The organism is Rheinheimera sp. (genome assembly GCF_037442525.1).
In the GTDB taxonomy this organism is placed as follows: Bacteria; Pseudomonadota; Gammaproteobacteria; order Enterobacterales; family Alteromonadaceae; genus Pararheinheimera.
This window is the reverse complement of record NZ_JBBIQD010000015.1, coordinates 70,894-84,452: the sequence shown is the minus strand read 5'-3', so window position 1 is coordinate 84,452 and position 13,559 is coordinate 70,894. Positions and strand designations below refer to the sequence as shown.

At 53.4% G+C, this 13,559-nt stretch carries 12 protein-coding genes; 8 read left to right on the top strand and 4 right to left on the bottom strand.

The window, feature by feature from the left end:
• Positions 1-227 precede the first annotated feature (227 nt).
• Positions 228-2,681, top strand: coding sequence for a prolyl oligopeptidase family serine peptidase (locus WKJ03_RS16665; RefSeq protein WP_337843370.1), 2,454 nt, complete (start codon positions 228-230; stop codon positions 2,679-2,681).
• A gap of 179 nt (positions 2,682-2,860) precedes the next feature.
• On the opposite strand, the gene WKJ03_RS16660 is transcribed toward WKJ03_RS16665, so the two are convergent.
• Positions 2,861-3,517 carry an RluA family pseudouridine synthase gene (locus WKJ03_RS16660; RefSeq protein WP_337843369.1) on the bottom strand — a complete coding sequence of 219 codons (657 nt, stop codon included), beginning with the start codon at positions 3,515-3,517 and terminating at the stop codon, positions 2,861-2,863.
• Positions 3,518-3,601: 84 nt separating this feature from the next.
• Between WKJ03_RS16660 and WKJ03_RS16655 the strand changes: the two genes are divergently transcribed.
• Positions 3,602-4,303 (top strand): RluA family pseudouridine synthase, encoded by a 702-nt coding sequence (locus WKJ03_RS16655; RefSeq protein WP_337843368.1) that lies wholly within the window; start codon positions 3,602-3,604, stop codon positions 4,301-4,303.
• On the opposite strand, the gene rrtA is transcribed toward WKJ03_RS16655, so the two are convergent.
• A complete protein-coding gene (gene rrtA / locus WKJ03_RS16650) occupies positions 4,252-4,854 on the bottom strand; it encodes a rhombosortase (RefSeq protein WP_337843367.1) in 603 nt (200 codons plus the stop codon). The genes WKJ03_RS16655 and rrtA overlap by 52 nt on opposite strands.
• Positions 4,855-5,011: 157 nt before the next feature.
• Here rrtA and ggt point away from each other — a divergent pair, with 157 nt between their 5' ends.
• Together ggt and WKJ03_RS16640 are read left to right on the top strand one after the other, a co-directional pair.
• On the top strand, positions 5,012-6,748 hold the full coding sequence (gene ggt, locus WKJ03_RS16645; RefSeq protein WP_337843366.1) for a gamma-glutamyltransferase: 1,737 nt from the start codon (positions 5,012-5,014) through the stop codon (positions 6,746-6,748).
• 3 nt (positions 6,749-6,751) lie between these two features.
• Positions 6,752-7,486 carry an enoyl-CoA hydratase gene (locus tag WKJ03_RS16640; RefSeq protein WP_337843365.1) on the top strand — a complete coding sequence of 245 codons (735 nt, stop codon included), beginning with the start codon at positions 6,752-6,754 and terminating at the stop codon, positions 7,484-7,486.
• A gap of 15 nt (positions 7,487-7,501) precedes the next feature.
• On the opposite strand, the gene WKJ03_RS16635 is transcribed toward WKJ03_RS16640, so the two are convergent.
• Together WKJ03_RS16635 and cysK are read right to left on the bottom strand one after the other, a co-directional pair.
• Positions 7,502-7,945 (bottom strand): hypothetical protein, encoded by a 444-nt coding sequence (locus WKJ03_RS16635; protein ID WP_337843364.1) that lies wholly within the window; start codon positions 7,943-7,945, stop codon positions 7,502-7,504.
• A 105-nt stretch (positions 7,946-8,050) separates the two neighbouring features.
• Complete coding sequence (gene cysK / locus WKJ03_RS16630; RefSeq protein WP_337843363.1) at positions 8,051-9,019, bottom strand: cysteine synthase A; 969 nt, start codon at positions 9,017-9,019, stop codon at positions 8,051-8,053.
• Positions 9,020-9,135: 116 nt separating this feature from the next.
• Here cysK and WKJ03_RS16625 point away from each other — a divergent pair, with 116 nt between their 5' ends.
• From WKJ03_RS16625 to WKJ03_RS16610, 4 genes are all read left to right on the top strand, one after another.
• Complete coding sequence (locus WKJ03_RS16625) at positions 9,136-9,981, top strand: MoxR family ATPase (RefSeq protein WP_337843362.1); 846 nt, start codon at positions 9,136-9,138, stop codon at positions 9,979-9,981.
• On the top strand, positions 9,981-11,162 hold the full coding sequence (locus WKJ03_RS16620) for a VWA domain-containing protein (protein WP_337843361.1): 1,182 nt from the start codon (positions 9,981-9,983) through the stop codon (positions 11,160-11,162). Before WKJ03_RS16625 ends, WKJ03_RS16620 begins: the two co-directional genes overlap by 1 nt.
• 84 nt (positions 11,163-11,246) lie before the next feature.
• Entirely contained in the window at positions 11,247-12,314 is a 1,068-nt protein-coding gene (locus WKJ03_RS16615) for an RDD family protein (protein WP_337843360.1), read from the top strand.
• 58 nt (positions 12,315-12,372) lie between these two features.
• Positions 12,373-13,494: a beta-ketoacyl-ACP synthase III gene (locus WKJ03_RS16610; RefSeq protein WP_337843359.1), complete on the top strand. Its 1,122-nt coding sequence runs from the start codon at positions 12,373-12,375 to the stop codon at positions 13,492-13,494.
• Positions 13,495-13,559: the final 65 nt, after the last annotated feature.

Below are 13,559 nucleotides of genomic sequence, written 5' to 3'. Positions count from 1 at the left end.
GCATTTTTCGGCGATGTACAGGACGTACGGTATGGCGAAATGGCAGGAGCATTTTTCGGCGATGTACAGGACGTACGGTATGGCGGAGCCGTCAGCGGCGGAGCTTCCAGTCCTGTCCGCTTGTCGCCCATTAGCTCCTGTTAATCCCAAGGCCGCTTTGCAACTCTTGGCCCTCCGGCTTTTTCTTTGTATAACAGAGGCTGGATACCACAGATAAGAACAACAGCATGAAAACAAAACCTTGGTTATTGGCAGCTTTACTGGCTGCTGCTTTACAAAGCCCGGTTCAGGCCAAAGAACCACAAACCTACCAACTGGCGCCTGTATCCGTGGCGCAGCCCTCTCAGTCAGGCCCTGGTAACCTGACCATCGAACAGGCGATGGCGCATCCGGACTGGCTGCAACGCGCGGTGGAAAATGTATTTTTCAGTGCCGATGGCAGCACCTTGTATTACCAGCAAAAACGCGAAGGTTCAGAAATCCGCGATTGGTACTCCCAGCAGGCCGCCGCAGGTTCAGTGGCACAACTGGTACCTATGGCCAACTGGCATCAACTGGGCTCGGCGGGCCTGATCACCAGTCCGGACGGACAAAGCAAAGCCTGGACCTTTGAAGGCAATGTGTTTGTACTGAAACAAGGTCAGCTCAGCCAGGTCACCCGCAGTTCAACTGCAGCTGAAGATTTAATGTTTCTGGCTGACAACCGGCTGGCATTCCGTCAGGGCTGGACTTATCAGGTGCTGGATTTAACCAGCGGCGCTTTGACTGAACTGGTCAGCCTGAAAAATGCCGATGCGCCGAAAGCGCCGCAAGTCGCCCATGATTACAAAGCGCAGGAACAGCACAAGCTGATCCAGTTTATTGCGCTTGAGCATCAGAATGCCAAAGACAAGTTCGAGCAGCAGCAGTTGCTGGCCAAGCAAAACTCAACCCTGGCCCCCAAAGCCGTGTACCTGAACAAAGACAAACGGGTTGCCCGCGCTGTGTTGTCACCCAAAGCTGACAAAATGCTGGTAGCGCTGGCCGATAAATCGTCGTGGCGTGATGAACAGGACATTATGCCGAACTACATCACCGCCTCTGGCAATATTGCCGCTGAGCAGGTGCGTCGCCGAGTGGCCGACCAAAAGCCGCAATCCCAGCAGTTGATGCTGGTGGAGCTGGCCACAGGTGAGGTGACAGAGCTGAAATACGACAGCCTGCCGGGTTTTGATGAAGATGTGCTTGCCAGTGTCAAAGCGGAAAACGCCAAAGCCGAAGGCAAAAAATACGAGTCGAAAAAAGCGCCACGGGCCATTTCGCTGCTGAACGACTGGAGCTGGGCCAATAGGGCCATTCAGTGGCATCCAAATGGCGAGCAGGTGGCTGTGATGCTCAAAGCCTGGGATAACAAAGACCGCTGGCTGGCGACTGTGGATTTTGCGACCAAAAAGTTGGTCAGTCAGCACCGTTTGCATGACGATGCCTGGGTGAACTACAGCTTTAATGACTTTGGCTGGCTGCATAATGAAACCAGCCTGTACTACCTGTCGGAAGAATCCGGTTATGCCCATTTGTATGTGAAAGCGTTAAACGGCAAAGCGAAAAAGCTGACAGCGGGCACTTTCGAAGTGAGCAGCCCCGTGCTGAGCAAAAATGACGAATTTGTTTATTTCAAGGGCAACGTCAGCCACCCAGGCATTTATGAAGTGTACCGGGTTGGGCTGAAATCCGGTCAGCTGGAACAGATGACGGCGCTCAAAGGTTCGGCTGATTTTCAATTATCGCCGGATGAAAGCAAGCTGCTGCTGACCTGGTCCAACTCGGTGACCCCACCTGAGCTCTACCTGATGGATAACAAACCCAAAGCTGCGGCCAGCCGGTTAACCAATACCACCACAACGGCTTTTAAAGCAATGAACTGGGCTGCGCCGCAGGTGGTCGCCGTGCCGTCCAGTCATGGCAAACAACCGGTCTTTGCCAAGCTGTACCTGCCCAACAATTACCAGCAGGGTGAAAAACGCCGCGCCGTGATCTTCAACCATGGTGCCGGTTACCTGCAAAACAGCGATTTAGGCTGGTCTGGTTATTTCCGTGAATACTTCTTCCATAACCTGTTGCTGCAAAAAGGGTATGTGGTGTTGGATATGGATTACCGGGCATCAAAAGGCTATGGCCGTGACTGGCGTACCGCCATTTACCGTCAGATGGGTACCCCTGAAATTCAGGATCTGATGGACGGCGTGGAGTACCTGGTGAAACATGCCAATGTGGATCGAGCCCGTATCGGAACTTATGGGGGCTCCTATGGCGGTTTTATGACCTTTATGGCGCTCTTTACCCAACCGGATCTGTTTAAAGCCGGTGCGGCACTGCGTCCGGTCAGTGACTGGGCCTATTACAACCACCCATACACCTCTAACATTCTGAACACGCCGGATGTGGATCCTATTGCCTACCGTCGCAGCTCCCCGATTTACTTCACCGAAGGGTTAAAATCAAAACTGCTGATCAATGCGCCTATGGTGGATGACAACGTGTTTTTCCAGGACGTAGTGCGGGTGGTGCAACGCCTGATTGAGCATGAAAATGCCAACTTTGAAACGGCGATTTACCCGGTGGAACCGCACGGTTTCCGTCAGCCGTCGAGCTGGCTGGATGAATACAAACGTATTCTGAAGTTGTTTGAAGAAACTTTATAAGTAAAAGGTCCGGAAGTCCCTTAATGCCAGTCAGTTAAGCTGACTGGCATTTTCTTTTGTACTGAAGAATCAACACTTTCTTTGCCTTTTCCGCTGCATCATAACCATCTACGGAATAGATAAGCTGTTTTTAATAAAAACTGCTTATCTGACTGGCATTACCTTAAGGCCCTTTGCTTTTAGTCAAAATCCGCTTCCAGCTCGAACCGCAGTAATTGGGATGAATAGGGCTGGTACAGCTCCAGGCATTGGGCCTGCAGCAATAAACGCGGCGCGGCGGCAAATGCCTCGTCATGGGCGTAAAAGGCATCGCCGAGAATAGGGTGACCCAGACTCAGCATATGCACCCTCAGCTGATGCGAACGGCCTGTAACAGGGCGCAGTTCCACCAGGCTGCTCTGTTCATCCACACTTAAGCGCTGAAAAAAGGTCAGCGCCTTTTTCCCTGTGCTGTGGCAGATTTTCTGCAGCGGCGGATCGTTACTGTCGGCTATCAGCGGTGCATCCACTTTGCCATGTTCGGCGACATGGCCCCACACCCTGGCTCTGTAAGTTTTGCGCACCGAGCGGGTGGCAAACTGCTGTTTCAGCGCCGCTTCAGCTTTACGGCGAAGCGCAAACACCACCAGTCCTGAGGTGGCGCAGTCCAGCCTGTGCACCAGTTGGGCGGTTGGAAACTGCTGTACTACCCGGCTTAATAACGAATCCTGATACGCAAGCCCACGCCCAGGATTGGTCAGCAGGCCACTGGGTTTATTCAGCACTACGATGTCTTTGTCCTGGTACAGAATATCCAAAGGGTCTGTAGGGGGCTGGTAAATGAAAGGCCTGTGCATGGATGGATCAGTGCTGGTTGGTTTAGTTGTCAATTCTGGCATAATAGCCAGCCCTTTGTATGCCCCCTGATGCAACGAATTGAAATGACAGACTCGTTTGACGATTTAGCCATATTAACCGCTACCAGTGACGCCTGGCAGTTGCTGTATCAGGATGAACACCTGTTGGTGGTGAACAAACCGGCGCGTTTGCTGACGGTGCCGGGCCGTCACCCGGCCAACCGGGATTGCCTGTTGTCGCGGGTGCAGCTGGAGTTTCCGGGGGCAAGCGTAGTACACCGGCTGGATTACGATACCTCAGGGGTAGTGGTACTGCCACTGACTAAAAAGGCGTTGTCGGCCATCAGCATTCAGTTTCAGCAGCGCCAGACTAAAAAATTGTATCAGGCGGTGGTAGCTGGTGAACTGAGCCAGACACAGGGCCAGGTGAATGCTGCGCTGGCACCGGACCCGGACAACAGGCCACTGTACAAAATCGACCCCAAGGGCAAAGCCAGCCAGACTTACTACCGGGTGCTGAAGACGTTACCCCAACAGCAGGCAAGCTTAGTGGAGCTGGAACCTGTGACGGGGCGCTCGCATCAATTGCGTTTGCATATGAAAGCGCTTGGTCATGTGATTTTAGGCGACCCTTTTTATGCACCCATGGAATTACAAAGCAAAACCAGCCGGCTGATGTTACACGCCTGGTCGTTGAGTTTTACCCATCCGGTTACTGAGAAAGCCGTCACCTTTCAGGCCGAACCTGATTTCTTCTCGGCATTCACAGCGTCGGTCAGTCCATAATTTGGCAGGCATAAAGCCAGCGCAACCCCAATCACCAGGCCGTAGGCGTGGGCGTCAATGGCAACGCGGGCGTCGATAAGCGCCCCCAGTTCAGGGTCTGGGCCGTAGAACTGCTCATAGCCCACCTTCGCCACCAGCCCCAGTAAAATTAACCCTCCTGAGTACCAACGCTGTTGCAGGTCGCGCACGGCGCCAAAAGCCAGTAACGCATGCAATACACCGGATAAGCCGACGTAGATCTGAATATCCGGGCTGAATAAATACAGCGCTGAGCTGAGCAGGGCGGCTGACAGCAGCAAAAACTGCAGCAGTTGTTTTTGCTGGTAGTGCATCTGGTGCAGGTAAAAAATAACGGCTAAACCGCCGAGGTTCATCGCCAGATGCCAGGCATTGCTGTGCAGCAAATGGGCAGTCCAGAAACGCCAGAGCTGCAAGGGCTCAGCGCGCTGGTAATTCAGCCAGTCGGTCACCTGGGCCGGGAAAAGCTGCAACAGCAGACACATTAGGGCGATAAACAGCAGACAAAACACAGGTCTGTACAGCAATGGCATAAGGGCTCCTGAACAGCGGGGATGCCGCATTATGCCACGGACGCTGGGTTTGTCTGCGCTGATTTGAGCCTGTGGCCTGTCAACTGACGGTTTTGTCCGTTGAAACCACAGGGATGACAAGGTAAGGTAAAGGTCTTACCACAATGAAGTTGTATCCATGAAGTTGAATTTGTCACTGCTTTGCCGCGCTTTGTGCCTGAGCGCCGTGCTTCACCAGCCGCTGCTGGCGGCACAACAAGATCCGGAAGCCACTACCTCCATCGAGCACAAAAAGCTGGTCACCAGCTCACACTATATGGCGACAGCTGCCAACCCGCTGGCGGTTGAAGCGGGCCGCCAGATCCTCGCCAAAGGCGGCAGCGCGGTGGATGCAGCCATTGCCATGCAGCTGATGTTGGGTCTGGTGGAGCCGCAAAGCTCCGGCATTGGCGGAGGTCTGTTTTTATTGCACTTTGACGCCGACAAAAAACAACTGAGCAGTATTGATGGTCGCGAAACGGCCCCACAACAAGCCGGCCCAGACTTGTTTCGTCTGAATGGGCAACTGCAGCCCTGGCGCGAGGCCTTTGTCGGTGGCAAGTCGGTTGGGGTACCAGGTGTGATGAAAGCGCTGGAGCTGGCGCACCAGCGGCATGGCAAACTGCCCTGGGCCAGTTTGTTTGACGCCGCCATCCAGACGGCAGAGCAGGGCTTTGTGGTCAGCCCCCGGCTGGCTGGCTTACTGGCTGCCAACTGGAACCCGGGGTTAACCAATTTTGCCGCCAGCAAAGCCTATTTTCAGCCGGATGGTCAGTGGTTGCAGGCTGGGCAGAGGTTAAAGAACCCGGCCTATGCAACCTTACTGCGCCGCCTTGCCAAAGAAGGCAGTGCCGCCTTTTATCAGGGCGATAACGCCAAAGCCCTGGTGGCGACAGTGCAACAGGCGGCCATCAATCCCGGGCTTTTGACTGCGCAGGATCTGCAGGCGTATCGGCCGGTCGAGCGGGACGCCATTTGTATGGCTTACCGGCTTTACAAAGTCTGTTCTATGGCACCGCCAAGCTCTGGTGGTCTGGCCGTGCTGCAAATTCTGGGGTTACTGTCATCTCAGCCTGTGGCCAGACTTAAACCCAACTCGGTAGAAGCTGTGCATTTAATCAGCCAGGCCGCCAAACTGGCTTTTGCGGACCGCGAGCGTTTTGCCGCCGATCCGGATTTTGTCAAGGTGCCGGTGCAGGGCTTGCTGAACCCGGCTTATCTGAAACAACGGGCTGCGCAGCTGACGTCTCCAGAAGGCCCCGCTGCGGTGGCGGGTGAACCCGAAGGGGCTGAACCTCTGGCTCCCAGCCAGGCCATTGAATTTGCCAATACCAGCCATTTGTCAGTGGTGGACAGGGCTGGCAACGCCGTCAGCATGACCACCAGTATTGAAAACGCTTTTGGCTCCGGCCTGATGGTCAATGGCTATTTGCTGAATAACCAGCTGACCGATTTTTCACTGGATGCACGCCTGAACGGCTTTTGGGTGGCGAACCGTGTGCAAGGCGGTAAAAGACCCCGTTCGTCGATGGCGCCAGTCATGGTGTTTGACCAGCAGGGGCAGCTGAAATACATCACAGGTTCACCGGGCGGCAGCCGTATTATCAACTACGTGGCCCAGAACCTGATTGCGGTGCTTGACTGGGGCATGGACCCGGCACAGGCGGCCGCTTTACCGCGTTTCAGCCATCGTAATGACATGCTGGTACTGGAACAGGGCACTGTGCTGGAACAACTGGTGCCAGCACTGAAAGAATTGGGCTATCAGCCTAAACTGGCTGATTTAAACAGCGGTATTCATGCCATTGAACGTCAGGGGGCTGTGCTGCGTGGCGCGGCGGATCCGCGTCGCGAAGGCACAGTGGCAGGAGATTAACAGATGACTATTGAGGTAAACCAACAGCAGGGCGTGCTGGTGTTGACGCTGGCCCGGCCTGAGAAGAAAAATGCGCTAAGCCAGCAGATGTACCGGCAACTGGTGTCTGCACTGGAACAGGCGCAGGCCGATCCGCAGGTGCGTGTCGTGCTGTTCCAGGGCAGTCAGGACTGCTTTAGTGCAGGCAATGATCTGGCCGATTTCCTCGGTGGAGGCGCTTTAAATGCCGAGCACCCGACAGTGCAGTTTTTGCAGAAGCTGGCCACCTTCCCGAAACCGATGGTGGCGGCGGTGTCCGGCCTGGCTATTGGCATTGGCACGACCATGCTGCTGCACTGCGATCTGGTGTATGCCAGCAGCCCGTGCCGTTTCCAGTTGCCCTTTACCCAGCTTGGGCTTTGCCCTGAAGCCGGCTCCAGCCTGTTATTGCCGCAGTTGATTGGTTTGCAGCGGGCCTCTGCCATGCTGTTGTTGTCCGAAGCCGTCAGTGCAGAACAGGCGCTGCAGATGGGCATGGTGACCGAATTGGTGGAGCAGGCGGCATTACTGGAGTACGCCCTGAACAAAGCGGTAAAACTGGCCGCTTTACCGGCAGACGCGGTGCAAACCGCCAGAGCCCTGATGCGTCAGCCTGCTTCGGTCAGCACCGCTATTCAGGCTGAATTGCAGCAGTTTGAGCGTTTATTGGCAGGGCCGGATTGTCAGCAGGCGGTGCGGTTGTTTTTGCAGAAGAAATAGGTGGTCTGGCTGGGTTCAGACGTCTGTACGGGAGAAGGGGTTGGGTTTGACCCCTTCAACCTTCCATTTGCCGTCCACTTTGATCATCCGTACCACACGGAGTTCGATTTTTTTTCCGCCATTGGCTTTGCCTTCAAACAGCATGGTAATTTCTGCTTCATCGCCGTACTGCTCACGCAGGTTTTTACCGGTGCGATCAATGCTGATGGCCACTTCATCAAAGGTCATATTGTAAAGTGTGTTGGTGATGCTGCGGGTGCTGCCGTAGGAGCTGAGTACCCGGCCATAACTTTCAGTAGTCAGTTTAATGGCCTTTTCAAGATTTTTGCTGGTGTAAAGCGCATGAAAGAACTCACCGGCTGCGTATTCAGGTGAAGCGGCATCAGCGTTGACTTTCGGCTTGTCTTCCTGACAGCCTGCCAGCACCAAGGCTGCGAATAAAAGGATCCATCTGAACATCTGCACACCCACTGAGCTTGAAAGACAGCCTAGTGTGGTTTTTTTTGCCGCTAAAGTAAAGAAAAAGGCCGGAAAACCGGCCTTGTTTCACCTGCTTTGAACTGATCAGGCCTGTAATTCCTGCTCAGTGAACACATCGGCAAACAGCGGGCTGGATAAATAACGCTCGGCCGAACTTGGCAGGATCACCACAATGTTTTTACCGGCGTTTTCCGGCTTTTCAGCCAGTCGTTTAGCCGCCACAACAGCAGCGCCAGAAGAGATGCCCGCCAGAATTCCTTCTTCTTTCATCAGCCGGTGTGCCATGGCAATCGCATCGTCATTGCTGACTTTTTCCACTGCATCCAGCAGGCTTAAATCCAGGTTGCCAGGAATAAAACCGGCACCAATACCCTGAATTTTATGTGGCCCTGGTTTGATTTCTTCACCGGCCAGCGCCTGGCTGATCACAGGTGAATCGGCAGGTTCTACCGCGACTGACCACAGCGGGTGGTTTTTTTCCTGCTTGATGTAGCGGCTGACGCCTGTGATGGTTCCGCCAGTGCCCACACCAGCAACGAAAATATCAATCTGGCCGTCCAGATCGTTCCAGATCTCCGGGCCTGTGGTGTCAAAGTGAATTTGTGGGTTGGCCGGGTTTTCAAATTGCTGCAACAGAATGTATTTGTCCGGGTTAGACGCCTGAATTTCTTTGGCTTTTTCAATGGCACCTTTCATGCCTTTTGGCCCTTCGGTCAGCACCAGATTGGCGCCCAGCGCTTTGAGCAACTTACGGCGTTCCAGGCTCATAGTGGCTGGCATGGTCAGCGTCAGAGGATAACCCCGGCTGGCAGCCACAAAAGCCAGTGCAATACCTGTATTGCCTGAGGTCGGTTCAATCAGCTCTTTGCCTGGGCCCAATAAACCTTTTTTTTCCGCATCCCAAATCAGCGCCGCACCTAAACGGCATTTCACGGAGAAACTCGGGTTGCGGGCTTCAATTTTGGCGTACACATTGCCGCCTGTTACTCGTTTCAGTTTCACCAGCGGAGTGCGGCCAATCGACAACGAGTTGTCTTCAAAAATAGTTGCCATGCTAAAAAAGCTCCTGTTGCATCAAATTGGTTATAAGAATACTCGTGCCCGGTAAAAACGAAAGAATAGTTTTGCTATAAGATATAGCCATCTTTTTTTGGCCGGAAACCCGAGAAATGAAATTCCAAGGTACTGAACATTATATTCTTTCTGATGAACTGGCATTGGCTGTCAATGCGGCTGTCAAACTGGAAAAACCCTTATTGCTAAAAGGCGAACCCGGCACAGGCAAAACCCGGCTGGCCGAAGAGCTGGCACTGTCACTGGGCACTGAACTTATCCGCTGGCAAATTAAATCCACCAGCAAAGCACAACAAGGCCTGTACGAGTACGATGCGGTATCACGGCTGCGCGACGGTCAGCTGGGCAGTGAACGGGTGGCCGACATTGGCAACTACATTAAACCGGGCAAGCTTTGGACAGCCTTTACAGCACCACAGCGACCTGTGCTGCTGATTGACGAAATCGACAAAGCCGATATTGAGTTTCCAAATGACTTACTGCATGAGCTGGACCGGATGTCCTTTGATGTGTACGAAACAGGACAGCGTATTGAGGCTGTGCAGCGGCCTGTGGTGATTATTACCTCCAACAATGAAAAAGAGCTGCCGGACGCTTTTTTACGGCGCTGTTTTTTCCATTACATCCGTTTTCCTGATGCGGACACCTTAAAACAAATAGTGCTGGCGCATTATCCGGCATTGCAGCAGCAGTTGCTGACCAAAGCACTGGAGGTGTTTTTTGAACTGAGGGACGTGGCACAACTGAAGAAAAAACCGTCCACTTCTGAGCTGCTGGACTGGCTGAAGTTATTGCTGGCGGAAGATATCAGTGCCGAAGTGCTGCAGGACCGGCAGCATCAGGGCGGTTTAATGCCCTTGTACGGCGCCTTATTGAAGAACGAGCAGGATGTGGAACTGATTGAAAAGCTGGCCTTTATCGCAAAAAGGCATACACGCTGATGCTGGTGCAGTTTTTCCTGAAGCTGCGTCACTATGGGGTGCCCTGCAGTCTGACTGAATTGCTGGATTTGCTGAACGCATTGCAGCAGGAGCTGGTGTTTGCCAGTCTGGACGGGTTTTACAGCCTGTCCCGGTTGTGTCTGGTCAAAGATGAACGGCATTACGATAAATTCGATCGTGCTTTTGCCGATTATTTTCAAGGGGTGGTCAGTCTGGACCCGCTCAGCCTGATCCCGGATGACTGGCTGGTGCCCGGTTTGTTGCGGCAGTTATCGGAGGAAGACAAAGCCAAACTGCAAAGTCTGGGCGGGCTGGAACAGTTGCTGCAACAGTTTCGCGAGCGGTTAAAAGAGCAGCAGGAGCGCCATGCCGGCGGCAATAAATGGATTGGCACGGGCGGCAGTTCGCCCTTTGGCGCTTATGGTTTTCATCCGGAAGGCATTCGTCTGGGCCAGCAGGGCAGCGGTGCCCGCCGCGCGGTGAAGGTCTGGGACCAACGCGAGTTTAAAGACTTTGATGACAAAGCGGAGCTGAATCACCGCGCCTTGCAGCTGGCTTTACGCCAGCTGCGGCGGTTTGCCCGCACCGGGGCGGCCAGTGAGCTGGATTTGGCTGCTACCATTGACGCCACAGCCCAGCAGGCCGGCTGGCTGGATTTAAAGTTTCAGGCCGAGCGGCACAATGCCGTCAAGGTGTTGATCCTGTTTGATATAGGCGGCTCGATGGATGATTACATTCATGAATGCGAACAGCTGTTTCTGGCCGCCCGCACTGAGTTTAAGCATCTGGAGTTTTTTTATTTTCATAACTGTGTCTACGAGACGCTGTGGAAAAGCGCCAAACGCCGCCATCAGGACCAGGTATCGACCAGCGACCTGCTGCACACCTATGGCAGCGACTACAAGTTGTTGCTGGTGGGGGACGCCACTATGGGGCCTTACGAAATTACCTATCCTGGCGGCAGCGTCGAACACTATAACCAGGAAAGCGGAGAAGTCTGGTTAAAACGGCTGCTGGGCCATTTCAGTCATGCCGCCTGGCTGAATCCTCAGCCGCAGCAGTGGTGGCGTCATTATCATTCGATAGACATCATCAGAGCGCTGATGCAGCAGCGTATGGCCGATTTTTCGCTGCAGGGGTTGCAACAGGTGATGGGCTGGCTAAGTAAGGGCCGCAGCTGAGCTGAGCCTCAACAGGGTTCGGGCTCTTGCCCGCTTGGGCTTTTGACTTTAAAGTGATTTTCAAAATTTGAGCAAGGAATCGCCATGACGTCTCCCGACGCTTCGCATGATATTACCCAGGTTGCCCCCAATACCTTTGTGGATGAAACAGGCCATCAGTTAAGCCAAAAAGAAATCCGCCAGATTGTCACCCCTCATGCGTTTAAAGTGGCTGACAGTCTGATTGGTCAGCCGCTGGCCAAGCCTGTGCGCAGGGGCATGGCTATTGGCATTGATGGCTTGCTGATTAGCGCCTTAAGTTCAGGCAGCCTGGTCTTTATACTGCCTTTGCTGGGCTATTTATTGTGGAACCGGATCCGGCAACAGCGTATCCAGCAGGCGGTGCTGGTCGGGATTGTCACCCTGACGCTGGCGTTCACCCTGGATTTTTCACCGCAAACACCGGATTCCGACGGGGTAAAAAAACTCGACCTGCCCAGTGAGCTGGCACTGCCAATGGCTGGCGTGGCGCTGAAACTTGCCAACGACCACTGTGACTACCAATGCGTTGAGCAAGAAGTCGCCGACTTCCGGCAGCAGTTAAACGCCAGTGGCATGAGCGTGGAGGACAAAAAATTAACACTGGATGAGCTTATCGACGCCAGTCAGCTCAGCAAACAACAGCAAACACAGCTGCAGGCTGCACAGGCGCACTATCTCACCGAGCCTGTGATTAAAAACGAACAGCATGGCAGCAAGGACGACAGCAAAGACGCTGCAGCTGAGCCCAACCTCTGGCAAAAGCTGGAAAAATCCAATCATAGCCTGCTGCAATGGACCAAAGGTATTCTGGCCGATTTTGGGGTTGGTTTTGGCTGGGCTATGTTTTATTTCACCTTTTTTATCAGCTGGAACCAGGGCCAGACCATTGGCAAATTATTGATGGGCATTCAGGTGGTGCAACTGGATGACCAGCCGCTGAGCTTATGGAACTCTTTCAGCCGTCAGGGCGGTTATGGGGCTGGTTTTGCCACAGGCCTGATTGGTTTTCTGCAAATTTTGTGGGACCCCAACCGGCAGGCGATTCAGGACAAAGTGGCCAGTACCTTAGTGATAGTGAAACGAAAAACGCCGCATCACAACAAAACAGCAGCCAAAGTGAGTGAGAGTTAGGCTACAATAGCCGCAATTTTTAAGCTGTCCAGACCAGAGACGGCAACAGAAGGATAGAATGATGAAACAGGTCGTGATCAGCGGTTCAGGCTGTTTTACCCCGAAAGAAGTGATCACCAATGAAGAATTGGTCGCCAGCTACAACCAGTATGTCGATTTACACAACGAAGAGTTTAAAGCCCAGATTGAGGCGGGCGAGCTGGTCGCGCTGGAGTATTCCAGCTGTGAATTTATCGAAAAAGCTTCAGGCATTAAATCGCGCCATGTGATGTACAAAGAAGGCATTCTGGACACAGCCGTGATGCAACCTGTGTTTGCCCGTCGCAGTGAAGATGAACACCCCGAAATGGTGGAAATGGCGATTATTGCCGCCAAAGAAGCCATGACCCAAGCGGGTAAAACGGCCGCTGACATTGACCTGATTATTTGTGCCGCCTCTAATATGCAGCGGCCTTATCCGGCGCTTTCCATTGAGCTGCAGCAGGCGTTGGGTGCTGCAGGTTACGCCTTTGATATGAACGTGGCCTGTTCATCCGCCACCTTTGCGATCAGCAATGCAGTCAATGCCATTCGTGGGGGTACCGCTAAAGTGGTGCTGATTGTGAACCCGGAGTTTGCTTCTCCGCAGGTGAATTACACCAGTCGCGACAGCCACTTTATTTTTGGTGATGTTTGCACCGCCACCATTATCGAAGCAGAAGAAACGGCCACCTCCGATGCTGCCTACCGTATTTTGGGCATGCGGTTAAAAACGGAGTTCTCCAACAATATCCGCTGTGACGTCAGTTATGTCGATCACTGTTATCCGGAGCAGGACCCGGAAGCGCCATTTTTTAAACAGCAGGGCCGCAAGGTGTTTAAAGAGTTGCTGCCTATAGTGGCCGATGTAATTTTGGCGGAGATGGACGCCTGTCAGGTGGCACCAGAGCAATTAAAACGGCTGTGGCTGCATCAGGCCAATATCAATATGAACCTGTTTGCGGCGAAGAAAATTTTAGGCCGCGAGCCGGAAGCAGGGGAAGCCCCCTTAGTACTGGACACCTATGCCAATACGGCCTCCGCCGGTTCTATCATTGCGTTTCATCAAAACAAAACCGGCATTGCCGCGGGTGAAAAAGCTATTTTATGTTCGTTCGGCGCTGGTTATTCAGTGGGCTGTTTAGTGCTGGAAAAGTGCTGATTGAAAATACGCGGCCGCTAACAGTGAAAGGCCGGGTTACCCCGGCCTTTTTGCGAATGCCCACC